Source organism: Kribbella sp. NBC_01245, from assembly GCF_036226525.1.
Classification (GTDB): Bacteria; Actinomycetota; Actinomycetes; order Propionibacteriales; family Kribbellaceae; genus Kribbella.
Genome location: NZ_CP108487.1, coordinates 2,353,902 through 2,375,685, shown reverse-complemented (window position 1 = coordinate 2,375,685; position 21,784 = coordinate 2,353,902). Strand labels below are relative to the sequence as shown.

The following is a 21,784-nucleotide window of genomic DNA, read 5'->3' as shown; positions in this document are numbered from 1 at the left end:
GGGATGCAACCATCGGGGGGCGTCCGTCGTTGGTCTCTAAGGACGCACCTGATCGTTGTTTACCTGGGGATGAACAGAAGATGACGCAAAGCAGCTGGACTGTCGAGCCGCCACCGAGCGCTTCTGTCACGGGCACGCTGTCCGCGGCGGGGGTATTGCTGACCGACGAGCACGACCGGATTCTGATGGTGTCCAACCCGTACCGGGAGGGCCTGGTGCTGCCGGGGGGCGGGATCGAGTTCGACGAGTCGCCCGCACAGGCGGCGGAGCGTGAGGTGGAGGAGGAGCTCGGCCTGGTCGTGTGTGTCACGCGCCTGCTGGCGGTGCACCACCGGACCGATCCGGTCCAGCCCGCGGTCACGCTGTACGTGTTCGACGCCGACCCGATTCCGAGTGGTACTCCGCTGGTGCTGCAGCCGGGCGAGATCACCGAGACCTTCTGGCTGACGCCGGCCGAGGCCATCCGCCAGCATGCTTTCCGGGGGCAGCTCCGGCTCGAGGCGGCGCTTCAGGCCCGTGCTACCAACCAGACCATCTATCTGGACGACAACCACACCTTGCCTGGCGACTGACGTCCCGCGGATCCGCGGGGTCGGCTATGGCCGGTTTGGGGTGGGTTCCCCGGACACCAGGCGACCGGGGAGTCCCACCTGGGATCAGGTCTACCCACGGTTCGCCGGTGCTACTCCCGTTGATCAATGATTCTTCCGCGGGTGAGATCCTTGTGCTCCGTGACGGCCAGTTCGGAGAGGGAGCGGATGACGATCAAGGTGGGCGTGCTCGGGGCCAAGGGAAAGATGGGGTCCCAGACCTGCCAGGCGGTGGAGGACGCGGCGGACTGTGAGCTGGTCGCCCGGCTCGACCAGGGCGACGACCTGCGCCAACTCGTCGACGCGGGCGCCGAGGTGGTGGTGGACTTCACCCGGCCCGAAGTGGTGATGGACAACCTCGCCTTCTGCATCGACCAGGGCATCCATGCGGTCGTCGGCACCACCGGATTCGACGCGGCCCGGCTGGACACGTTGCGGACCCAGCTGGCCTCGAAACCGGACGTCGGCGTACTCATCGCCGCCAACTTCTCCATCGGCGCCGTGCTGATGATGCGCTTCGCCGCCCAGGCCGCCCGGTTCTACGAGTCGGTCGAGATCATTGAGCTGCACCACCCGGACAAGGTCGACGCCCCGTCCGGCACCGCACGCCGTACGGCGGAGCTCATCGCCGACGCCCGTCGCGAGGCGGGCAGCCCGCCCGTGCCGGACGCGACCACGCAGGAGTTGCCGGGGGCGCGTGGTGCCGATGTTGAGGGGATTCGCGTCCACGGGGTGCGGTTGCGAGGGTTGATCGCGCATCAGGAGGTGCTGTTCGGCGACACGGGGGAGACGTTGACCATCCGGCACGACTCCCTGCACCGGGAGTCGTTCATGGCCGGCGTGCTTGTCGGCGTACGGCGGGTCGCTGGCGCGCCGGGTTTGACCGTCGGTCTCGAGCACTTCCTGGATCTGTGAGATGAAGCCGTCCTTGGTGGTGTGGGGGTGACCGCTAAGCGGGTTGTGCTGGTGCTGGTCGCGGTGTTCGTTGCGTATGCGGGGTTGCTCGGGTATCGCGGCGTGCTCCTGATCGGCACGGGCAAGCCGGTCGGGATCGCCCTCGGCCTCGCGGTCCTGGTGATCCCGGTGGTGGGGGCCTACCTGGTTTACCGCGAGTTCCAGTTCGGTCGGGCGACTGAGCGGCTCGCCGCCGAGCTCGAGTCAACTGGCGACCTGCCGGTGGACGACCTTCCCCGCCAACCGTCGGGGCGAATCGTGCGGGCGGCTGCCGATGAGGCGTTCCTCCGCTATAAGTCCGAGGCGGAGGCCGCCCCAGAAGACTGGCGCGTCTGGTTCCGCCTGGCAACCGCCTACGACGCCGCCGGCGACCGAAAACGAGCCCGCACCGCCATGCGCACCGCCATAACCAAACACCGCTAACCACCCTCGCCGCCACGCGTGGCCCCTTCTCCCTGCGCTGGCGGTCGGCGTCCACCTTCTCCCCGCGTTGATTGGGCTGTATCCGCTCGCCCATTCCGCGGCGGGTCGATTGGTCACCGGCGTAGGCGGGCGGATTCGGACGAATCAACGCTAATCGCCTGCGCGGTGCGGACTTTAGGCCGGGTTGTGTCGTCCGACGTCCAATGGCTGGCGAGTTGCCACCCGGAGAGCCCACGCGGGCGTCTTCCTGAGCGGACTGGACGTTTTTCGCCCCCAAAAACGTCCAGTTCGCTCAGGAAGATGCGCGTGCGGGCGGCGCGCGGGCTGCCTTGGGCGGGTAAGCGCTTCAAACGGCGGGAAGGCGCGACTTATCGGCGCCGGGCGGGTAGCTGAAACGGGTGTGGGGGCAATAGTGTGCCGCGGCGCACCGGAGTGACTGACAACGAGGGGCGGAGGGGTTACGGTTTCGGGGTTGGGTGTATCTGCAGACGCATCTGGAGCCCTCCCTTGCAGGCAGACGGATCTCGGCGCGGCATGGACGACGCTCATGGCGCGACGTTTGGCGACCTGCTTCGTCGGCATCGACGTGATGCCGGGTTGTCGCAGGAGGGTTTGGCCGAGCGAGCCGGGTTGAGCGTAGACGCGATCGCTGCGCTGGAGCGCGGGCGGCGCCGGGCGCCCCGGGCTCATACCTTGCGCCTGTTGTTCGACGCATTGGGGCTGGGGGCGAGTGATCGCGCGCAGCTCACCACCGTCGCGCAGCGGCAGGGGGACGTCCAACGGTCCAGCCTCCGCCCGCCGCCCGTACCGGCTGACGAGTTGGTCGGCCGCGCCGCCGACCTAGCCCAGACCACCCGCCTGCTCGGCGAAGGCCGTACGCGCCTCCTCACCCTCACCGGACCCGGCGGTATCGGTAAGACCCGGCTGGGCCTCGCCACCGCCCGGGCCGTCGCGCCGCGGTTCGACGAGGGCGTGTGCTGGATCCCCCTCGCCTCCCTGACGAATGTCGTTACCGCCATCGGCGCCGCGCTCGGCCTGCCGCCGTTGGAGGGGGAGCGAGCGCTCGAGGAGGCGGCGGACCAGCTCGGCCGGCGGAGTCTGCTGCTGGTGCTGGACAACTGCGAGCACGTCCTGCCCGACGTGGCGAAGGTTTGCGTGGCCCTGCTCGAGCGCTGTCCCCAAGTCGCCATCCTGGCCACCAGCCGGGAGCTCCTCCGCGTGCCTGGCGAGACCGTGCACCTGGTGCCGCCGCTCGGGCTGCCGCGGGACGACTGGCCCGAGGAACGGCTCGGCGATTCGGCGGCGGTGCAGTTGTTCGTCGACCGGGCGTCCGCGCGTGGGCAGGTCGGCCTGGACCGGGTCGAACAGGTCGCCCGAGTCGTACGTCGACTGGAGGGGATGCCGCTCGCGATCGAGCTGGCCGCCGCCCGGACGAACGTGCTGACCATGGAGGAGCTGGCCACCGAGCTGGAGGACTCGTACGCCATCCTGACCGGCGGGTCGAGCACGGCCTCACCCCGCCAGCAGTCGTTGCGGGCGGCCATCGCCTGGAGCCACGAGCTGCTGACGCCATCCGAGCGCGACCTGTTCGCGACCAGCGCGGTCTTCGCGGGCGGCTGGCCGTTGGCCGCGCTCGCCGCCGTCGCGACCGGGCGGACCGATCCCGGGCCGTTGGAGCGGGCCGAGGTGCTCGACCTGACCAGCCGGCTGGTCGACAAGTCGCTCGTGCGGGTCCATCGCGAACGTGGCACCGCGCGGTACGACATGCTCGCCGTCATCCGCGAGTTCGCGATGACCCAGCTCGAACAGGACGGCCGGTACGACGAGGTGGCTCGCCGCCATGCCGGGTTCTACATCGCCCTGGTGGAAGAGGCCGAGCACCATCTGCGCGGGCCGAACCAGGGTGACTGGCTGAACCGGCTCAACCTCGACCTGGACAACCTCCGCGCGGCGATGGCGTGGGCGTTGCGCGCGGACGCGACCGCCGAGGCGATGCGGTTGGCGGGCGGGTTGTGGCTGTTCTGCTACCTGCGCGGGTATTACGCGGAAGGCGCCGAGTGGCTGGAGCAAGCGCTCAAACTGGCCGAACAAGACGGCACCAGCGAGAGCCTCACGTCGTACAAAGGTAAGGCGTTGGTCGGCGCGGGCATGCTCGCGTTCCTCCAGTGCGAGTACGACATGGCTATCGAGCGTCTCGAGGCCGCGCTCGCGTTGTACCGCGAGCTGGAGGACGAGGCCGGTACGGCGCTGGTGCTGCAGCGCCTCGGTGGCGTGGCCCGCGAGCGTGGTGAGTACGAAAAGGCTGAGGCGTTGTACCGGCAGAGCCTCGAGATCGCGGAAAGACTGGGCGATCGATCGAGTCAGGCGTGGGCGCGCAACCACCTCGGGTTCGTGGCGTGGTTGAAGGGCGATCTCGCCGGCGGGACCGAATGGTGCCGCGAGGCGCGGAACGACTTCCGCACGCTGGGCGATGGCGAAGGCCTGGCGTGGTCGCTGATCAGCCTCGGGGCCATCGCGCAGTACGGCGGTGACCTGCCCGGCGCCGAGACGTTGTTGCAGGAGAGCCTCGCGCTGTCGCAACGCCTGGGCTATCGCGAAGGCGTGGCGTGGTCGCTGAACCAGCTCGGCATCGTCGAACGGCGTCGCGGCCGGGCCGGCCGGGCCGTACAGCTGCTGGACGAGAGCCTCGCGGAGCACCAGGACCTGGGGGATCGCTGGCGCTCCGCGAGTGTCCTTGAGGAGCTCGCCACTGTGGTCCGGCAGCGTGGGCAGCCGTCGTACGCCGCCTTCCTGCTCGGTGCCGCGGGCGGCATCCGGGAAGTGATCCGGGCCCCCGTCCCCTTGGTCGAGGAAGCCGATCACGCGGCCACGCGGGCCGCGGTCCAGGCCGAACTCGATCCTGGCGACCTGGCAGCCGCTCGTGCGGCGGGCCGGGCCGTCCCTCTCCATTCCGTAACGGACGGGTATCCGGCGATCACCGATCCGCCCGATCGGTGACGCCGGAAACCCGCTTACCTCCGTTCGAGACCCGTCGACGCCCCCATCAACGGGTCTCGGCCGGCTATGCCTGTCTGACCCCCCAGGCAGTCCCCCCACGCATAACCGGCCGTACCACTGTTTGGGTTATCCCTGACGTCGGCCCCTCCCGTCCGAACGTCTGGTTCTCCCGCGATGCCCTAATGCTTCTCTTCCGGGTGCGGAGCTCCCAGGGACGAAACCCTGACATTGCCCTGACAAGGTTGAGCTGACAACGAACGCCGTCAGCACCCGTCAGCATTCGGTTGCACCGAGTGATCGGAACGTTCCAAAAGCGGTGCGTAATGATCCCTGATTGATACCTGACGGCGGCCGCCGGGATGCATCGCCTTCCTACGCTTCAGCGACTTCCATGAAGCGTTTGAGGGATTAGGGGCGAGATGTCGGAACGGCGGGTGGCGTGGGCGGACGTCGCAAAAGGCGTGTGCATTCTGCTGGTGGTGCTTTGGCACGTGATCATGAAGCACTATCTGCAGATCGACTGGCGGATCTCGACACCGGTTCCGGGCGTATGGGGCAAGGTCAGCGAACAGCTGCTGCCGTTGCGAATGCCCTTGTTCTTCACGATCTCCGGGCTGTTCGCGGTCAATGCGGTACGTCGTCCGTGGCCGGTGCTGGCGCGGACCCGGGTCGCCAAGTTCGCCTATCTGTACGCGCTCTGGCTGGTAATTCATACGGCCGTTCTCGCGTTCGTGCCGGATTTCGGAACTGAGCGGGCCACTAATGCGCTGCAATTCCTGGCACAGTTGACGATCACGCCGTCGAACCTCTGGTATCTCTACGCCCTCGCGGTGTACTTCGTGATCGCCAAACTGGTTCGCGACCTACCACCCGCACTGGTATTGGCGGCGGCCTTCGCGTTGTCCGCGATCACGGCAGCGGGCCTTCTCGATACACCGGGTAATCGCGGCGGGGTTTACCAGAACCTGGTCTTCTTCCTCGGCGGGATGTACGGCAAATCCGTGGTCGAGCGGTTGGCGGCCAAGGCCAGTTGGGCTCGGTTGGTCGCTATCGGCGTGCCCTATGCGTTCTTGCTCGGGCTGATCGCGGTGTTCGACGCGAAGACCTGGTTCGGGATCTGGCCGTTGGCCGGCGTGGTCGCCGTCGCGTTGGGAGTGACCGCGGCCGGGCTGATCACCCGATGGGCCGCGTTGACTCGCGGGCTGGCCAAGCTCGGCGGCAAGACGTTGCCGATCTACGTGCTGCATATGCCGTTGCTGGCCTTGACGCACGCCGTACTGATCGGGCCGCTTTCGTCGGTTGGCCCCGGCGTTCAATGGGCTGTCGCGGTGTTCGAGCCCGTCGTACTGACCGCGTTCCTGGTTTGGCTTTGCACTTGGCTGCGTCGGTTCTTGCCCAGGGCCCTCTTCGACCTGACGGCCCCCACGGCGATGAGCCGTGAGGGCCGTCCGGCAGCAGTCAGAAGCCGCTGAGGGAGTTCGTGTAATCCGCGATGCGGGCCAGCGGGTAGCCGGTGACGGCCGCCGTACGGGCTGCCGCGACCTCGGGCTCCGGCTCGTGCTTGCGCGGCGCGGGAATGCCCGTGCCCTGGCAGACAACGTCGGTAACGGGGGAGCGGCCCGTGGTCAGGAACGCGTCGACCACCTTGTCCACGCACGGGTTGATCCCACCGTAGATGCCGTGGTCACCCTCACCGGCGACCCGGACCAACCGCGAACCGGCGTACTGCTCGTGAGCCTCGACCGCCAGCGACGCGTTGGTCGCCGGGTCGTGGTCGGACTGGACCATCAACGTCGTCGGCAGGCCTTCGCCATCCGGCACGGGCATGTCCAGGCTGGGGCGATCCCAGTAGTAGCAGGGGTTCTCGTTGGCACTCCAGCCCAGCAGTGGGTACTGCGGGCCGAGCTCGGCGGAGACGTCATCGGCGTGGCCCTGACCTTGCGGCCATTCGGTGTCGTTGCAGGTGATCGCGAAGAACGTCGAGTTCGACGAGTCCTCGGCGAGCGGCAGCACCGGCCCGGACCGACGGCTCATCGCCCGCTGCGCCCGCTTGGCATGCGCCTTCTGTACGACGTCCGGCAACGCGTCGACCTTGCGCTGTGTTGCTTTTCGACCCTTCTTGGCCATCGTGTCGCGCAGGTCGTTGATGAAGCGCATGTCCTCGGCCAGCGTCTGGAAGTCCAGCTTGGAGTACATCGAGTTCGCGATCATGCCGTCGAGCGTGTTCTGGTCGTACGTCACCTTGATCATGCCGTCGAGGAACGACTCGACCGCGGGCTCCTGCTTCAGCTTCGCGCGCAGCCGCTCGTAGAACCGGACGACCTGTTCGGCGGTCTTCCCGAGCCTGAGCTGCGCGTGGTAGCGGGCGGCCCAGCCGGCGAAGTCCTCGCGGAAGCGGCGCTCGAACGCCTCCGGCTGTGCCTCGAAGGTGTGCTGCCACGGCTGGGTGAAGTCGGTATTCGAGTCGAGCACGAAGCGACCGACGTGCTCGGGGAAGTACGTCTGGTAGTACGCGCCGAGCCAGGTGCCGCCCGAGTACCCGATGAAGTCGAGCTGCTCGAACCCGAGCAACGCCCGGACCAGGTCGAGGTCCTTCACGGTCTGCTCGGTGGTGATGTACGGCAGCAGGCCGCGCGACTGGCGCTCGCAGTAGGTGCTGGTCAATTCGGCCGCGTCCGCGATCAGGTCGAGGTTGTCCCCGTCGCGATCGCGCGCGTCCATCGTGAACAACGGCGAGCCGTCGCAGGTGATCGTCGTACTGTCACCGGTGCCGCGCGGGTCGAACCCGACCGCGAGGTGACCCTTGGCCAGCGCCGGCCGGCTCGCCAGGAACGGCGCCATGCCCAGACCAGGCGCACCGGGACCACCGGGATTGCCGACCACGATCCGGCTCGGCTTGCCCTTCTTCGGCGCGACCTTGCTGATCGCGACCTCGAGATCGACACCGGCGCTCTGGTTGCTCCAGTCGCGGGGAACGGTCACCAGCGCGCACTGCGTCCGCAGCGCCGGCTCCCCGCACTTCCGCCAGCTCAACTCCTGCTCCAGATAACGTTCGGCCACGATGGTCCGCGTCGGCTGGACCGTGACGATCAGGTCGGCGGACGCCGAAACGGCACCCGGACCCGAGACGAACGTGAGCGCGAGAACACCGGCACCGAGGCTTGCGGCCAGGGCACGGAACTTCATACATCCTCCAACGGACGGCCTTGCAGGATCCGATGCAGGGTGCGGCTGCGGGAACTGCGTGATTGGTCCGTCGCAATCTGTCACGCCACCCCACCCCAGGTCCACTCCCTCCCCGGCCAGTCCCCCTTCCAATCCCAAGAACTTCTGCCGCCGCCACCCCTGCTCACCAACCTCCACGAGCCCGCAACCCCTTACCCCCTTGACCATTTCCCTCCCCAACGACGGTCGGACCCGAAATACGCCACCTGTGGAAAACCCTTCCGCGAGGTGCCTCCTTGCGCGTGCACGCGCGCCACACAACAAGGCACCTCGCGGCATGGTTATCCACAAATCCCCCTGCACCGTTGGGATTCGGCCATGCACCGTGTACGACGTCCCCGTCCGCCTAGGCGAGACCCCACGGCATACGAGTCCCCGCACCCGCCCAGCCGAGGCTCTACGGCGACCCGGCGTCCGCGTCCGACGTTCGCGATGCGCGGCGGCCGACGAGCGCGATGTCGCAACGGCGGCGGCCGGCGCGACGTACAACGAAGCCCTGGTCAGCCCGCTTCCTTTTGTCCGCGAGTGGTCGCGTCTGAACCTGCCGCGAGTGGTCGCGTATTGCCCGACCACTCGCGGAAGGTTCAGACGCGACCACTAGTCCGAAAATGACTGTGTTGGGGCGTGCGTGTGTTCCGGCGGAGCGCAGCGGAGCCGGGAGGTTGTGTGCTCGGTGGTCAGGCGACGGGTTCGAGGGTGACGTTGTAGCCGAGGGCTTGGAGTTGGCGGACGTGGTTGCGTCGTTTCCGTTCGGGGTTGATGCGGTTGTCGTAGAAGTCGGGGCCGAGGTCGTGGAAGTGGGCGTCGGGATCGGATAGCAGGTGCCAGACGATGACCAGGATGGAGCGGCCGACCGCGACGATGGCTTTCTTGCGGCCGCGGCGTCTGGCGATGCGCCGGTAGCGTTCGCCGAGGAAGGTGTCGGTTTTACCGGCGCAGACGGCGGCCTCGCCCAGGACCCGGGCCAGGTAGGAGTTGCCGTGGCCGGTGGCGCCGGTGCCTTTCTTCTTCCCGGCCGATTCTTTAACCCCGGGGGCGAACCTGGCCCACGACGCCAGGTGGCCCGGGGTGGGGAACCGGGTCATGTCGGTCCCGATTTCGGCGATGATCACGTGCGCGGTGACCCGCCCGATGCCGGGGATCTCATCGAGTCGTTCCACCGCCTCGGCGAAAGGGGCGATCTGGTCGCCGATCCTGTCTTCGAGGTCGGCGATATCGGCTTCGATCTGGTCGATCCGGGCCAGCATCTTGGCCAGCAGATAGGCGTGGTGGTCGGTGAAGTATCCGGTGAAGGCTTCTTCCAGGTCACCGATCTTGGCCCGCATCCGGGACCGGGCCAACTGCGCCAGCACCTTCGGGTCCCGCTCACCCCCGGCCAGCGCGGCCAGCATGTCCCGCCCCGACACCCCGAAAATGTCCGACGCGACCACCGACACCTTGATACAGGCATCTTCCAGCAGCTTCTCCACCCGGTTCTTCTCCGCAGTGCACGCGTTCACCAAATCAACCCGATACCGGGTCAGATCCCGCAACTGGCGGATCGGCAACGGCGGCACGAAACTGGCCCGCAGCATCTGCCGCTCCGCCACCTTGCACAACCACACCGCATCCAGCCGGTCGGTCTTCGGCCGACCCGGCAAATGCTTCACATCCTTGGCGTTCACCAGCCAGGTCTCCAACCCGGCCGCCTCCAGCAGATAGAACGGCGGCTTCCAATAGTCCGAGGTCGCCTCCATCACCACCCGCGACACCCCCAGCTCGACCAGCCGGTCAGCCAGCCGCAACAACGACCGCGTCATCGTCGAATACCGGTCCACCTCCTGCAACCGGCGCCCCGGCCGGCCCGGATCCGGAATCCGCACACAACACACCAACTCGGCCTTACCGATGTCCAGCGCCGCGACCCGCGCGATGATCTCCTCGACATCCTGCGTCTGCTCCAGCACCACAACCCACCTCCACACAACGCACCGGCAAACACGGTGCCCGCAGGAGCTGCAAGGATCCGGCGAATCTAGTCCGCGTGCTCAAAGGCAACACTGAAAGGCCCACAACGCAACTCCCGGCGCCCGACTCGCGGACGGCCTCAAACGAACCACAGTGATACGGCGTCAACGGGCACCACCCCAATTTTCAGCCCGGAACGGGCCGCCCACCAGAGCAGTGCCAGACTCGCGGCAGAAGGCGGCTGCGGATGTCGAGCGCTCCGCGGCCGAGCGTGGCCTGTGCGACAACGTCGACGCCGAGGGCACCAGCAGTCGTGCGACGGTCGGACATGGGATGCGGGCGTGCTGAGGGATGCGAGGCGGTTAGGCGCGGTGTTGGGAGGCGGGGCGGCGGAAGGTGAGGCGGTCTAGGGCTTTTTTGAGGCGGGGGGCGAGGGGGGTTTCGACGAAGCGGTTGATGGCGTAGGCGGCGGCCAGCATCACCAGGACGGTGAGGGTGACGAGGAGGTAGCGGTTCAGGTGGGTGCCGAGGCGTTCGAAGATGATGAAGCCGATGTGCGCGTGGATCAGGTAGAGCGGGTAGGTGAGCGCTCCGAGTACGACGAACCAGGGACGGGCGAAGCGGTGGGTCAGCTTCAGCGCGACCAGCGTCAGGACGAGGAAGATCAGCACGATGATCGCGACGACGACGCCGTTGTGGATCTCGGCGCTATACCGGTTCTGGACCGCGTCGGAGAACTCCATCGCCCGATAGACCGCATTGCCCAGGCAGATCGCGATGATCGCGCCGGCCTGCAAACTCATGCCGAAGCGGTAGATCATGCACAACGCCATGCCGGCGATGAAGTAGTGCGAGAACTGGGTGTTCAGCACGAGATCCGCGGCCGACGGCAGTACGCCGGTTTGGTACACGAAGGTCAGTCCGAGCCAAGCCCACAAGGCGATCGTGACGCGCGTCTTGGTGATGCCGATCAGCGTCAGCACGAAAATGATCATGTAGAAGCGCAGCTCTGCCCACAGCGTCCAGTAGACGACGTCGACGTTCTCGATATTGGGCAGCGAGTTGAACATCGTCAGATTCGCGACGTACTGCACGGCTCCCACCGGAAACCGGCCCTGGCTGAACAACACCGATACGACCGCCGTTAGCGTCACCGCGATCCAGTACGCCGGATAGAGCCGCACGACCCGCGAAACGACGAAGGCCTTTGGTTTGCGGTTCCACGCGCTGAGCAGGACGACGAATCCGCTGATCATGAAGAACAAGTCGACACCGAGATAGCCGTACCGCGCGATCAGCCCGCCGGTCGGGAACTCGAGCTCGGAATGGTCGCCGGCGTACGCCGAGAACAGGTAGTGGTAGAGCACGACCGCCATCGCCGCGATGATGCGGAGCAGGTCGATCTCATGCAAGCGCCCGACGCTGGGTCGGACCTGGGCGGTGGTCGTCAGATTGACGTCGGAGGATTGCACGCCGCGAAAACTACCAATTCCAAACCACGTCCGGGTAAAGGCACTGACCACTACCGGTCAGTTGTGCCCCTATCGACACCCGATCCAGCCCTTACGTGACCCAGACCACATTCCCGGAACCGCGGGCTACGCTCAACGCATGTGGGTCTGCGTGCGTTGCGGACGCGATTTCGCCAACCGGAATCAGACGCACACGTGCGCGCCGCTGCACGAGCTCGACGACCACTTCGCGGGCAAGGCGGTCGTCGTGCGCGAGACCTTCGACCGCGTGGTCGAAGAGGTACGGCGCTTGGGCCCGGTCGACGTACTGTCGGAGAAGACGCGGATCGCCTTGCACCACGGGATGAGCTTCGCCGCGTTCGTACCCCGGAAGAACTGGCTGGACGGGCACGTCGTACTGGCCGAACGCCTGGAAAGCCCACGGTTCCGGCGGATCGACGTCTACTCGGTGGGCAATGTCGTGCACGTGTTCCGGCTGGCCGACCCGGTTGAGGTAGACGCCGAATTCGTCGCGTGGCTCGTGACCGCCTATCGGAAGGCCGCCCGTCACGTCACCGGCTAGTGCCCTACTTGAATCGGGTGAAGTCCCGTTTGGAGAGGCCGCCGAGCTTCTCCCGAGCGTGTTGCAGGTGGTTGCGGACTGTGCCTTGGCTGATGCCCAGGTTCAACGCGATCTCTCGGCCGGTCAGGCCCTCGGCGGCGAGCTCGGTGACCTGGCGCTCTCGCGTGGTGAGGCCCGCATTGACGGCGTGCCGCTGGCTCTCGGGGATCGTCGGTGACCCGGGCTCGCGACGGATGCGCCGATCGCGGAGGAGATTGGCCATGCTGCGCTCAGCGTCGGTCAGCCGGTACAGGTCCAGTGCCCGCCGGTGGGCGACAAGCGACTCGCCTCCTGATGGCGCGACCCGGGATGCGTGCGCCATGGCACGCGCCGCCGAATGGAACTCCCCGTTGGCCTCGAACCGGTCCGCCACCTCGACGAAGGACGGGTAGGGGTCGTTCCGGCCGATCAGTGTCTCGGTGAACAGTCGCTGGACTGCGGGGCGCGGCCCGGCGGGCCAGAAGTCCCACATGTCCGTCAGCACCTCGTCGGCTTCGCCGGGAGCGAGTTCGGCCAAGGTGACGGCGATGCAGTCCCACCCGAAGCGTGGCCTGCTCGCGGCCAGGCGTCGAAGGGTGGGACCGAGGTCGCGGTGCGGTCGCGGTTCGCCGCGAACTGCGCGGAGCGCGGCTTGGGTGCTTCGCGCCATCGCGCCGAGTTGCATGCTCCGTCCCTCGAGGAGTTCCGACTCCGCGGCGAGGTCGAGATCGGGTGCGGTCGCCGAGAGCTCCAGACCGGCGGCCACGTTGAGGACGGTGCCGAACGCCGCGACCTCCTCGCTCGCGTTCGTCAACGGTGCGACGACGTCACGGGCGGCCCGGTACTGGCCGAGGTGGATCATCGCGGTCGCCCGGATGAGGGCATGCCAGTCTCGGTTGCGCGGGCCGGTGACGATATGGCGGGTTCGATCCCAGACCTCGTCGACCTCGCGCAAGCGGCCCCACGACAGGAGTGCGAGGGAGTGGTTCAGCACGACGTTGGCGACCTCGCTCGACAGCAGCGGCGACCCGACGCGAAAGGGCTCCCAGACCCGGCGGTAGGCGGCGTCGGCGGCGTCGTTGTCACCCTCATACGTGAGCAGGGCCGCTTGGGCGCCGTCGGCTCGGGCGACGATGACGGGGTCCGCGAGCCGCTCGCCGACCGCGCGGGCCGCGTCGACGAGTTCGAGTCGGAAGGCCGCGCTCGGCAACAGGTCGCTCTTGGGGAAGGCCATGGTGAGCATGGACATCGCCTGGCCCGCATCGTCCCCCGCGATGGTGAAGTCGCCGAGCGCGGCGGCCGTCAGCTCGGTGTCCTCCGCCGCTCCGGCCAGAATGGCCATCCGGACCGTGATCCAGCCGCGGGTCGTCGGGTCGTCGGCGCGCTCGAGCATGCGCCGCAGGATCTCCACTCCCCGCCGGTAGTCGCCCGTCCACCGCGCGACCAGGAAGATGCTCTCGGTGAGGTGGCGCACGGTGTCGGCCGCGGTGTCGGCGGCGGCGATGGTGGTGTCCAGCAGATCGAAGGCGGCCTCGGTCTCGCGTCGCAACGCCAGGCCGAGGGCGCGCTGGCACGCATCCACGACAGATGTCGCTGAGGCCGGCCGGCTCGTCACGCACCAACAATATGTGTACTGGTTGCACTGGACCAGGCCTGCTGCACGGGCGGTCTACTTGGGGCCATCCGCTTCGCGTCCCAAGACCCCGCGCTGCGGCAGCCAAAGGAGTATGTGCAATGAGAAAGCTTGCTTCACTCGCCGTCGTCGCGTCACTCGCATTGACCGGCCTGATCGCGCCGGCACTGACCGCCCACGCCGCCGGCGCCGACCCGTCGACAACCACAACAGCGACGACCACAACCGCGACGAGCGCCGCCACCGAGACGCTCCAGCAGCGCGTCGAGGCATTCATGGCCCTGCATCCCGCCACCGAGGAGGAGAAGGCCAAGATCCGTGCCCTCGTCGCGCAGTTGCCCGCCGACACGTTGGACCGGGTCGAGGAGCTCAACGCCAAGCTGGGAATCCGCGACACGCAGGCCGCCGAGATCGCCGACAACGTCATCAACCCCGCCGACTACCAGTGCCAGCAAACTCCGCTCGGGGACTGGCTCAACTCGACCGTCGCGGGAATGCCCTTGATCGAGCTGATCATTCTGGCATTCACCCCGGCCCCCCTGTTCCCGACCTATGACGCCCTGTTCTTCGGCACCGAGTCCAAGGCGAACAGGTTCGGCGTCAATGGCGAGTACACGAACCTGCTCACCTCGCAGATGAAGGACCTCCGCGGGTTCTGGGACGTCAATGGCAGCGACATCCAGCTCACCCCGATGCACGGCGCCGATGTGTTCAAGGACGTCAACCGGCTGGCCAGGGTCATCCGGGCCATGTTCGGCGGCACCGCCGAGGCTGCCCTGGAAACCGCCAAGGTCTACCTGCAGCTGATGAACGCCGCGCCCGGCCTCCAGCATGGCGCCCACCCGTACTTCACCTTCAACGCCTTCGCCTTCGACCCCAGCGATGAGCCCGAACTGCTGGCCATGGGGCTGACGAAGAAGATCGTCATGGGTGATGGCGTCCTGCAGGGCTACGCCGCCATCGGTATCGACTCGAAGGTCGCGCCGCGCGCGATCCTCGCCCACGAGTACGGCCACCAGGTCCAGTACGCCAAGGATCTCTTCCAGACCACGCTGACCGGACCGGAGGCGACCCGTCGGACCGAGCTCATGGCCGACGCCTTCGGCAGCTACTTCATGGTCCACTCGCAGGGCGAAGCGCTCAACAAGGCCCGGCAGCTCGCGGACCAGAAGACGTTCTACAACGTCGGCGACTGCGGCTTCACCTCGGCTAGCCACCACGGCACGCCGAACCAGCGCTACAACACTGCCGCCTGGGCCATCGGCATCGCCAACTCCGCGGTAGACCAAGGCCACAAGCTCCTGGTCCTGCCGTTCACCGCGAAGTTCGAAGTCAAGCTCCCCGAGCTCGTCGCGCCCGACGCCAACTGAGCAGTCCCGTAACAACGAGCCCAGCGGCATACAACACGTGCCGCTGGGTTCGTTTCGTCTGACGCGCGAGACTAGGTCAGCTCGAGGCCGGTGTGGGTGCGGATGTGGTCGGGGATGTCCTCGTGGCGGTCGCCGGTGGTCGGTTGGCCGGCCGGTTCGATCACGACGATCGAGGCGCCGCCGTCCGAGAACGGCTTGTGGTAAACGCCTTTCGGCACCACGAAGGCCGATCCGGCCGGCAGGATCACGTCCCGCTCTTCGCCCGGTTCGCCATCACGTAGGCCGATGCCGAGTTCGCCGTCGATGACCAGGAAGAACTCGTCGGTGTTCTCGTGCACGTGCCAGACGTAGTCGCCGGCCACCTTGGTGACGCGTACGTCGTAATCGTTGATCCGGGCGACGATGCGGGGACTCCACAACTCGTCGAAGGTCTTGAGGGCGGCCTGCAGGCTGATCGGTTCGTTGCTCACCACTCGATCATCCGTGGCTGACAGCCGAACGCGTGAGTGCTAGGAATAGCACATGTCGCAACGATCCTCTCAACACCGGGTTCGGGTGATCGTGGACCACGGCTCCAACCCGTTCGAAATGGGTGTGGCGACCGAGTTGTTCGGCCTGCGTCGCCCCGAGATCGACCGACCCTGGTACGACTTCGGCCTCTGCGCACCCGAGCCCGCCGTACGGATGCATCTCGGTTTGTTCGCGCTGTCCGACGTCGCCGGCCTGGATGCGGTCGAGGAGGCCGACACCGTGATCGTCCCGAACCGGCCGGATCCGGACCAACCGCCGAACCCAGCGGTCTGTACGGCGATCGCGCGCGCGGCTGATCGCGGCGCTCGGCTGGTGAGCTTTTGCACGGGCGCCTTCACCTTGGCCGCGGCGGGCGTACTCGACGGCAGGCGGGCCACGACGCACTGGCAATGGGCCGAGTTGTTCGAGGAGATGTACCCAGCGGTGCGTTTGGAACCGGACGTTCTGTACGTCGCGGACGACCCCGTCTACACCGCTGCGGGTAGTGCGGCCGCGCTGGATCTCGGTCTGCACCTGATCCGGTTGGACCACGGCGCGGAAGTCGCGAACACGGTCAGCAGAAGGCTCATCTTCACCGCCCATCGCGAAGGCGGGCAGCGGCAGTTCGTGGATCAACCCGTGCCGGTCGTCGCCGACACCTCGCTCGCGCCGATCCTGGCGTGGATCCGGTCAGAACTCGCCACCCCGTTGACGATTGGCGCCATCGCGTCGTACGCCGCAGTGAGCCCGGCGACCCTGCACCGCCGCTTCCAGGCCGAACTCGGTACGACGCCCCTCGCGTGGCTCACGGCAGAACGAATCGCCCTCGCCTGCCGTCTACTCGAACGCGGCGAAACCCGTCTGACCACGATCGCCCGCCAAACCGGCCTGGGCACGGCCGCCAACCTCCGCACCCAATTCCGCCGCCGCACCGGCCTGACCCCGACGGCCTACCGCCAACGCTTCACCCTCACCAGCCCGTAGTCAGTCCGTCGCGGTGGGGTCCGTGTGGAGGCGGATCTGTTTGATGCGGACGGTGCTGGTGTCGTCTTCGCCCATTTCGCGGTGGGCGCCGTCGGCGGCCCAGCCGGCGTCGGTGAAGAAGGCGCGGGTGGCGTCGTCCTGGGCGTTGACCCAGTAGGTCACGCGGGTGAAGCGGTCGGCCCGGACGGTGTCGACGATCGCGTGCAGGAGGCGGGAGCCGTGGCCGAGGCGGGTCGCGTCGGGGTGGATGCAGAACTCGGCCACCAGGGCGTCCTTACCCGGATCGGCGTCCGGGTCGTCCGACGGCGTGAGCGCGGCGAAGCCGACGAGGTGCCGGCCGGCCAGGGCGACGAGGACGCGGTTGCGGGCTTCGCCGGGGGAGAGGAGGGACTGCTGCCACTGTTCGACGAAGTGTTCGGGCTCCAGTTGGTCGAGCAACTCGTTCGGCAACATGCCGCGGTAGCTGCGGCGCCAGGCGGCGACCTGGACCTCGGCGATCGCCTTCGCCTCGTTCGGCAGGGCCAGCCGCACGCTGGTTTCCGCGATCGGCCCGCTGGGCACCGGATCACCAGTGGGAGCGGGGGCGTGCGGGTGGGAGTGCTCGCTGCTCATATCCGCCATCCTTCCATCGCCACGGCGACTGCCAGGCATGGCCCCCACGCCCGGTTGGGAGGTGGGTTGTGACACTTGAACGGCAATCTGGACATGAAGTGTCACAAGTGGGCTATGGTGGGGGTATGAGTAGCGAGGTGGACGGCTTTCAGGCCACGCTTGACGCCGATGGGCGGATCGAGCCGCGGGACGTCATGCCGGACGGGTATCGCAAAACGCTGATCCGGCAGATCGCGCAGCACGCGCACTCCGAGATCATCGGCATGCAGCCGGAGGGCAACTGGATCAGCCGCGCCCCGTCGCTGCGGCGCAAGGCGATCCTGATGGCCAAGGTGCAGGACGAGGCCGGACACGGGCTCTACCTCTATGCCGCCGCCGAGACGCTCGGGGTGGATCGGGCGGATCTGCTCGACCTTTTGCACACCGGCCGGCAGAAGTACTCGAGCATCTTCAACTACCCGACGCTGACCTGGGCCGATATCGGCGCGATCGGCTGGCTGGTCGACGGTGCCGCCATCGTGAACCAGGTGCCCCTGTGCCGCTGTTCCTACGGTCCGTACGCACGGGCCATGGTTCGCGTGTGCAAGGAGGAGTCGTTCCACCAGCGGCAGGGTTTCGAAATTCTCTACACGCTGTGCAACGGCACCGACGCGCAGAAGGCGATGGCGCAGGACGCGCTGGACCGTTGGTGGTGGCCGAGCCTGATGATGTTCGGGCCGCCCGACGGCGACTCGACGCATTCCGCGCAGTCGATGGCGTGGGGCATCAAGCGGCACAGCAATGACGAGCTGCGTCAGCGTTTCGTCGACATGACCGTGCCGCAGGCGGACATCCTCGGTCTGCGCGTGCCGGATGACGGGCTGCGCAAGGAGGGCGATCACTACGTCTTCACCGAGCCGGATTTCAGCGAGTTGTACGAGGTCGTCAAGGGCAATGGCCCCTGCAACGCGCAGCGCCTGGCTCATCGCGTGAAGGCGCACGAGGACGGCGCCTGGGTCCGCGAGGCGGCCGCGGCGTACGCCGAAAAGCAAACCGATAAGCAGAAGCAGAAGCAAGGAAGCGCCGCATGATCGAGCCGCTCTGGGAGGTCTTCGTGCGTTCGCGCCGCGGGCTTTCCCACGTCCACGTCGGCAGTCTGCATGCGCCCGACGCCAAGATGGCCCTGCGGAACGCCCGGGACGTCTACACGCGTAGACAAGAAGGCGTTTCGATCTGGGTCGTGCCGGCCACGGACATCACCGCGTCCAGCCCGGACGAGAAGGACGAGTTCTTCGATCCCGCGGGCGACAAGGTCTACCGCCACCCCACGTTCTACGACATCCCTGACGGCGTGGAGCAGCTGTGAGTGACCTCTACGCCTACGTGCTCCGCCTCGGCGATGACGCGCTGATCGCGGCGCAACGCACCGCCGAGTGGATCGCCGCCGCCCCGCAGCTCGAGGAAGACGTTGCCCTGGGCAACATCGGGCTCGATCAGCTCGGCCAGGCCCGCACGCTGCTGGCGTACGCCGGTTCGATGGTCGGCAAGACCGAGGACGACCTGGCGTACTTCCGCGACGAGCGCGACTTCACCAACCTCCAGCTGTGCGAGCTGCCGAACGGCGATTTCGGTCACGCGATGGCCCGGCTCCTTTACTTCGCGACTTACCAGCACCTGCTGTACGACGTACTGCGCGAGTCTTCGGACGAGACGCTCGCGGGCGTGTCGGGCAAGGCCGTGAAGGAGGTCGCGTATCACGTCGACCACGCCACCCAGTGGGTGTTGCGACTCGGCGACGGTACGGACGAGAGCCATCGCCGGATGCAGGCAGGGCTCGACGCGCTCTGGCCGTACACGGCGGAGATGTTCGCGTCCGACGACCTGGTCAAACGCCTGCCCGTGGCCGTCGATCCGTCGACGCTGGAGGAGGAGTGGCACCGCCGGGTGACCGAGGTCATCGACGCTTCCACCTGCACGCGGCCCGAGGCGTCGTACCAGCACTCGGGTGGTCGGGATGGCCGTCATACCGAACACCTCGGGTTCCTGCTGGCGGAGTTGCAGCACGTCGCGCGTTCGCATCCCGGAGCGTCCTGGTGATGACCGTTCTGCCGGGCGTCAGCGAGATCCGCCGGGTCGTCGGCGAGGTGCCGGATCCGGAGGTCCCGGTGCTCACGATCGATGACCTCGGCGTGCTGCGCGACGTACGGCTCGAGGGTGACGAGGTCGTCGTGGTGATCACGCCGACGTACTCGGGCTGTCCCGCGATGGACATGATCCGGACCGAGATCGGCGTTGCCCTGGACGCACTCGGCGTCGAGCGGCATCGCGTCGAGACCGTGTTGTCGCCCGCTTGGACGACGGACTGGATGAGCGAGTCCGGCAAGCAGAAGCTCGTCGAGTACGGCATCGCGCCGCCGACCGGGCGCCGGGCAGTCGGTGCGCCGGTGATGCTGGCGTTGACGCTGCGCTGTCCGTTGTGCGGTTCGCCGGACACCACCGAGCTGAGCCGGTTCGGATCGACCTCCTGCAAGTCGCTGTGGCGTTGCAACGCCTGCCGCGAGCCCTTTGACCACTTCAAGGCGATCTAGTGCTGATGACGACCACAACGGCCGGCGCCACGACCATGAGCAGGCGTCGCGCGACGTTCCACCCGCTGAAGGTGTCGGCGATCGAGATGCTGACGGACGACTCGGTCGCGATCACGTTCGAGGTGCCGCCCGAGCTGGCCGAGGAGTACGCGTTCGCCGCCGGGCAGCACCTGACCGTGCGACGGCCCGGCGACGACGTACGCCGCAGCTATTCGATCTGCTCGCCGGCCGGTTCCGGCGTACTGCGGATCGCGGTCAAGCGCATCCCTGGTGGCGAGTTCTCGTCGTACGCCGCTGAGGGGCTGGCCGTCGGTGACACGGTCGAGGTGATGACGCCACTCGGCCGTTTCAACACGCCGTTGGATCCGGCGAACGCGAAGCACTACGCGTTCGTCGCGGCGGGCAGTGGCATCACGCCGGTGTTGTCCCTGGTGGCGACCACGCTGGCGGTCGAGCCGGAGAGCCGCGTCACGCTGCTCTTCGGCAACCGGACCGCGTCGTCGGTGATGTTCGCGGAGGAGCTCTCCGATCTGAAAGACCGGTACGCCGAGCGCTTCCACCTTGTGCACGTGTTGTCGCGAGAGTCGACCGAGGTCGAGCTGTTCAGCGGACGAATCGACGCCGAGCGGCTCGAGCGGATCCTCACCACGATCCTGCCGGTGAAATCCGTGGACGAGTGGTTCCTCTGCGGGCCGTACGCCTTGGTCGTCGGCGCGCAGGAGTTGCTGCTCGGCCACGGCGTACCTCGGGAGCACGTGCACGCCGAGCTGTTCCACGTCGGTGACGAGGCGCCGGTCGCCCGCGTCGAGGAGAAGGTCGTCGACGAGCACGCGGCCGAGGTCACCGTCATCCTCGACGGCAGGCGTTCGACGTTCGCTCTCGCCGAGCACGATCGGCCGGTGCTGGACGCGACTCTGGCCGTCCGGACCGACGCGCCGTTCGCATGCAAGGGCGGCGTCTGCGGGACATGCCGGGCGAAGGTCGTCGACGGCACGGTCCGGATGGACACCAACTGGGCCCTCGAACAAGACGAGATCCAGGCCGGCTACGTCCTCACCTGCCAGTCCCACCCCACCACGCCGAAGGTCACTCTCGACTTCGACGCCTGACATGTGTCCGGCCGGCCGGACTAGGCTCGGCGGATGGAATCGCTCAATCTTGGCGGGCGGGGTTTGACCGAGCTCGACCCGGATATCCGGCGGCACCGCGGGCTGCGGGAGCTGTACCTCCACGACAACGCGCTGACCACGCTGCCCGAATGGCTGGGGGACTTCCCCGAGCTCCGGATCCTCGATCTGAGCCACCAAGGCATCACCGCGCTGCCCGAGTCCATCGGCCGCCTGGGCCGGCTCGAATTCCTGTACGTCAGCGATCTCGCCATCACCGAGTTGCCGGAATCGCTCGGCGATCTCGGCTCGCTTCGCTACCTCGGCGCCACCGACAACGGCCTGGAGAAACTCCCGGCCGCTCTCGGTCGCCTCGATGCGCTCGTCGAGCTACGCCTGTACGGCAACCGCCTCACCGAACTCCCCGACGGGTACGGCGGTCTGCGCGCACTGCGGGAGCTCCACCTCGACGGCAACCCCATCGAGAGGCTGCCCAGTACCTTCGAAGCGTTGACCGACCTGCGAGTGATCAGCCTGCGAGCGAACGCGCTGACCGAGTTCCCGGTCCAACTCAGCCGCCTTCCGCACCTGCGTCAGCTGGACCTCCGGGCGAACCGGATCACGGCGCTGCCCGACCTCGCCGCGGACGCCTTCCCGGCGCTGGAGAAGCTCGACCTGCGCTGGCTCGATCTCGACGGCGTACCAGCTTGGGTGGACGCCCTGCAGCAGCGCGGCTGCCTCGTCTACCGGACGTCAGCCGGCACGACCCAGTGAGCGTGAATCCCGACCATCGCGTTCCAGCACAGGCTCTGCG

Annotated in this window: 21 protein-coding genes; 14 read left to right on the top strand and 7 right to left on the bottom strand. The window is 67.5% G+C overall.

What is annotated here, in order from left to right; translation table 11 throughout:
• The first annotated feature begins 80 nt into the window (after nt 1-80).
• The 5 genes from OG394_RS10480 (at nt 81) to OG394_RS10460 (ending at nt 6,436) form a co-directional block, all read left to right on the top strand.
• Complete coding sequence (locus OG394_RS10480) at nt 81-572, top strand: NUDIX hydrolase (RefSeq protein WP_328994942.1); 492 nt, start codon at nt 81-83, stop codon at nt 570-572.
• A 186-nt stretch (nt 573-758) separates the two neighbouring features.
• The gene (gene dapB / locus OG394_RS10475) at nt 759-1,505 is read left to right on the top strand and encodes a 4-hydroxy-tetrahydrodipicolinate reductase (RefSeq protein WP_328994940.1); all 747 of its coding nucleotides are present in this window, start codon (nt 759-761) and stop codon (nt 1,503-1,505) included.
• A 27-nt stretch (nt 1,506-1,532) separates the two neighbouring features.
• On the top strand, nt 1,533-1,967 hold the full coding sequence (locus tag OG394_RS10470) for a hypothetical protein (protein WP_328994939.1): 435 nt from the start codon (nt 1,533-1,535) through the stop codon (nt 1,965-1,967).
• A gap of 534 nt (nt 1,968-2,501) precedes the next feature.
• A complete protein-coding gene (locus tag OG394_RS10465; protein ID WP_328994938.1) occupies nt 2,502-4,964 on the top strand; it encodes an ATP-binding protein in 2,463 nt (820 codons plus the stop codon).
• Between the two features lie 419 nt (nt 4,965-5,383).
• Nucleotides 5,384-6,436, top strand: a complete 1,053-nt coding sequence (locus OG394_RS10460; protein WP_328994937.1) for an acyltransferase family protein — start codon at nt 5,384-5,386, stop codon at nt 6,434-6,436.
• Here the strand turns inward: OG394_RS10460 and OG394_RS10455 are convergent.
• The 4 genes from OG394_RS10455 to OG394_RS10440 all read right to left on the bottom strand — a co-directional run bounded on the left by OG394_RS10455 (nt 6,423) and on the right by OG394_RS10440 (nt 11,548).
• Nucleotides 6,423-8,150, bottom strand: coding sequence for an alpha/beta hydrolase (locus OG394_RS10455; RefSeq protein ID WP_328994936.1), 1,728 nt, complete (start codon nt 8,148-8,150; stop codon nt 6,423-6,425). The genes OG394_RS10460 and OG394_RS10455 overlap by 14 nt on opposite strands.
• A gap of 716 nt (nt 8,151-8,866) precedes the next feature.
• Nucleotides 8,867-10,132 (bottom strand): IS110 family transposase, encoded by a 1,266-nt coding sequence (locus OG394_RS10450; RefSeq protein ID WP_442914301.1) that lies wholly within the window; start codon nt 10,130-10,132, stop codon nt 8,867-8,869.
• A gap of 190 nt (nt 10,133-10,322) precedes the next feature.
• The gene (locus OG394_RS10445) at nt 10,323-10,466 is read right to left on the bottom strand and encodes a hypothetical protein (RefSeq protein WP_328994935.1); all 144 of its coding nucleotides are present in this window, start codon (nt 10,464-10,466) and stop codon (nt 10,323-10,325) included.
• A gap of 32 nt (nt 10,467-10,498) precedes the next feature.
• Nucleotides 10,499-11,548 (bottom strand): acyltransferase family protein, encoded by a 1,050-nt coding sequence (locus OG394_RS10440; RefSeq protein WP_328994933.1) that lies wholly within the window; start codon nt 11,546-11,548, stop codon nt 10,499-10,501.
• Nucleotides 11,549-11,747: 199 nt separating this feature from the next.
• On the opposite strand from OG394_RS10440, the gene OG394_RS10435 reads away from it, so the two are divergent.
• Nucleotides 11,748-12,170 carry a DUF5655 domain-containing protein gene (locus OG394_RS10435; protein WP_328994932.1) on the top strand — a complete coding sequence of 141 codons (423 nt, stop codon included), beginning with the start codon at nt 11,748-11,750 and terminating at the stop codon, nt 12,168-12,170.
• Nucleotides 12,171-12,174: 4 nt separating this feature from the next.
• On the opposite strand, the gene OG394_RS10430 is transcribed toward OG394_RS10435, so the two are convergent.
• Nucleotides 12,175-13,803 carry a LuxR family transcriptional regulator gene (locus tag OG394_RS10430; RefSeq protein ID WP_328994931.1) on the bottom strand — a complete coding sequence of 543 codons (1,629 nt, stop codon included), beginning with the start codon at nt 13,801-13,803 and terminating at the stop codon, nt 12,175-12,177.
• 119 nt (nt 13,804-13,922) lie between these two features.
• Between OG394_RS10430 and OG394_RS10425 the strand changes: the two genes are divergently transcribed.
• Complete coding sequence (locus OG394_RS10425; RefSeq protein ID WP_328994930.1) at nt 13,923-15,191, top strand: hypothetical protein; 1,269 nt, start codon at nt 13,923-13,925, stop codon at nt 15,189-15,191.
• A gap of 71 nt (nt 15,192-15,262) precedes the next feature.
• Here the strand turns inward: OG394_RS10425 and OG394_RS10420 are convergent, their stop codons facing one another.
• Nucleotides 15,263-15,661: a cupin domain-containing protein gene (locus tag OG394_RS10420; protein ID WP_328994929.1), complete on the bottom strand. Its 399-nt coding sequence runs from the start codon at nt 15,659-15,661 to the stop codon at nt 15,263-15,265.
• 52 nt (nt 15,662-15,713) lie between these two features.
• On the opposite strand from OG394_RS10420, the gene OG394_RS10415 reads away from it, so the two are divergent.
• On the top strand, nt 15,714-16,685 hold the full coding sequence (locus OG394_RS10415) for a helix-turn-helix domain-containing protein (protein WP_328994928.1): 972 nt from the start codon (nt 15,714-15,716) through the stop codon (nt 16,683-16,685).
• On the opposite strand, the gene OG394_RS10410 is transcribed toward OG394_RS10415, so the two are convergent.
• A complete protein-coding gene (locus tag OG394_RS10410) occupies nt 16,686-17,297 on the bottom strand; it encodes a GNAT family N-acetyltransferase (protein ID WP_328994927.1) in 612 nt (203 codons plus the stop codon).
• A gap of 125 nt (nt 17,298-17,422) precedes the next feature.
• On the opposite strand from OG394_RS10410, the gene paaA reads away from it, so the two are divergent.
• The 6 genes from paaA to OG394_RS10380 are packed head-to-tail and all read left to right on the top strand — an operon-like array spanning nt 17,423 to nt 21,744.
• The gene (gene paaA, locus OG394_RS10405) at nt 17,423-18,367 is read left to right on the top strand and encodes a 1,2-phenylacetyl-CoA epoxidase subunit PaaA (protein ID WP_328994926.1); all 945 of its coding nucleotides are present in this window, start codon (nt 17,423-17,425) and stop codon (nt 18,365-18,367) included.
• Nucleotides 18,364-18,642 (top strand): 1,2-phenylacetyl-CoA epoxidase subunit PaaB, encoded by a 279-nt coding sequence (paaB, locus tag OG394_RS10400; protein ID WP_328994924.1) that lies wholly within the window; start codon nt 18,364-18,366, stop codon nt 18,640-18,642. The genes paaA and paaB overlap by 4 nt, the downstream gene beginning before the upstream one ends.
• Entirely contained in the window at nt 18,639-19,373 is a 735-nt protein-coding gene (paaC, locus tag OG394_RS10395) for a 1,2-phenylacetyl-CoA epoxidase subunit PaaC (RefSeq protein ID WP_328994923.1), read from the top strand. Before paaB ends, paaC begins: the two co-directional genes overlap by 4 nt.
• Nucleotides 19,373-19,864 (top strand): 1,2-phenylacetyl-CoA epoxidase subunit PaaD, encoded by a 492-nt coding sequence (gene paaD / locus OG394_RS10390; RefSeq protein WP_328994922.1) that lies wholly within the window; start codon nt 19,373-19,375, stop codon nt 19,862-19,864. Before paaC ends, paaD begins: the two co-directional genes overlap by 1 nt.
• A 5-nt stretch (nt 19,865-19,869) precedes the next feature.
• Entirely contained in the window at nt 19,870-20,973 is a 1,104-nt protein-coding gene (paaE, locus tag OG394_RS10385; RefSeq protein ID WP_328994921.1) for a 1,2-phenylacetyl-CoA epoxidase subunit PaaE, read from the top strand.
• A gap of 33 nt (nt 20,974-21,006) precedes the next feature.
• Nucleotides 21,007-21,744 (top strand): leucine-rich repeat domain-containing protein, encoded by a 738-nt coding sequence (locus OG394_RS10380; protein ID WP_328994920.1) that lies wholly within the window; start codon nt 21,007-21,009, stop codon nt 21,742-21,744.
• The last annotated feature ends 40 nt before the right edge of the window (nt 21,745-21,784 follow it).

Excerpts from the sequence above, each read along its gene's own strand:
- OG394_RS10455 (WP_328994936.1), bottom strand. The coding sequence starts at position 8,150 with ATGAAGTTCCGTGCCCTGGCCGCAAGCCTCGGTGCCGGTGTTCTCGCG.
- OG394_RS10410 (WP_328994927.1), bottom strand. The coding sequence starts at position 17,297 with ATGAGCAGCGAGCACTCCCACCCGCACGCCCCCGCTCCCACTGGTGAT.
- OG394_RS10460 (WP_328994937.1), top strand. The coding sequence starts at position 5,384 with ATGTCGGAACGGCGGGTGGCGTGGGCGGACGTCGCAAAAGGCGTGTGC.
- dapB (WP_328994940.1), top strand. The coding sequence starts at position 759 with ATGACGATCAAGGTGGGCGTGCTCGGGGCCAAGGGAAAGATGGGGTCC.
- paaD (WP_328994922.1), top strand. The coding sequence starts at position 19,373 with ATGACCGTTCTGCCGGGCGTCAGCGAGATCCGCCGGGTCGTCGGCGAG.
- OG394_RS10425 (WP_328994930.1), top strand. The coding sequence starts at position 13,923 with ATGAGAAAGCTTGCTTCACTCGCCGTCGTCGCGTCACTCGCATTGACC.
- OG394_RS10465 (WP_328994938.1), top strand. The coding sequence starts at position 2,502 with ATGGACGACGCTCATGGCGCGACGTTTGGCGACCTGCTTCGTCGGCAT.
- paaA (WP_328994926.1), top strand. The coding sequence starts at position 17,423 with ATGAGTAGCGAGGTGGACGGCTTTCAGGCCACGCTTGACGCCGATGGG.
- paaB (WP_328994924.1), top strand. The coding sequence starts at position 18,364 with ATGATCGAGCCGCTCTGGGAGGTCTTCGTGCGTTCGCGCCGCGGGCTT.
- OG394_RS10445 (WP_328994935.1), bottom strand. The coding sequence starts at position 10,466 with ATGTCCGACCGTCGCACGACTGCTGGTGCCCTCGGCGTCGACGTTGTC.
- OG394_RS10435 (WP_328994932.1), top strand. The coding sequence starts at position 11,748 with ATGTGGGTCTGCGTGCGTTGCGGACGCGATTTCGCCAACCGGAATCAG.
- OG394_RS10415 (WP_328994928.1), top strand. The coding sequence starts at position 15,714 with ATGTCGCAACGATCCTCTCAACACCGGGTTCGGGTGATCGTGGACCAC.
- OG394_RS10480 (WP_328994942.1), top strand. The coding sequence starts at position 81 with ATGACGCAAAGCAGCTGGACTGTCGAGCCGCCACCGAGCGCTTCTGTC.
- paaE (WP_328994921.1), top strand. The coding sequence starts at position 19,870 with ATGACGACCACAACGGCCGGCGCCACGACCATGAGCAGGCGTCGCGCG.
- OG394_RS10380 (WP_328994920.1), top strand. The coding sequence starts at position 21,007 with ATGGAATCGCTCAATCTTGGCGGGCGGGGTTTGACCGAGCTCGACCCG.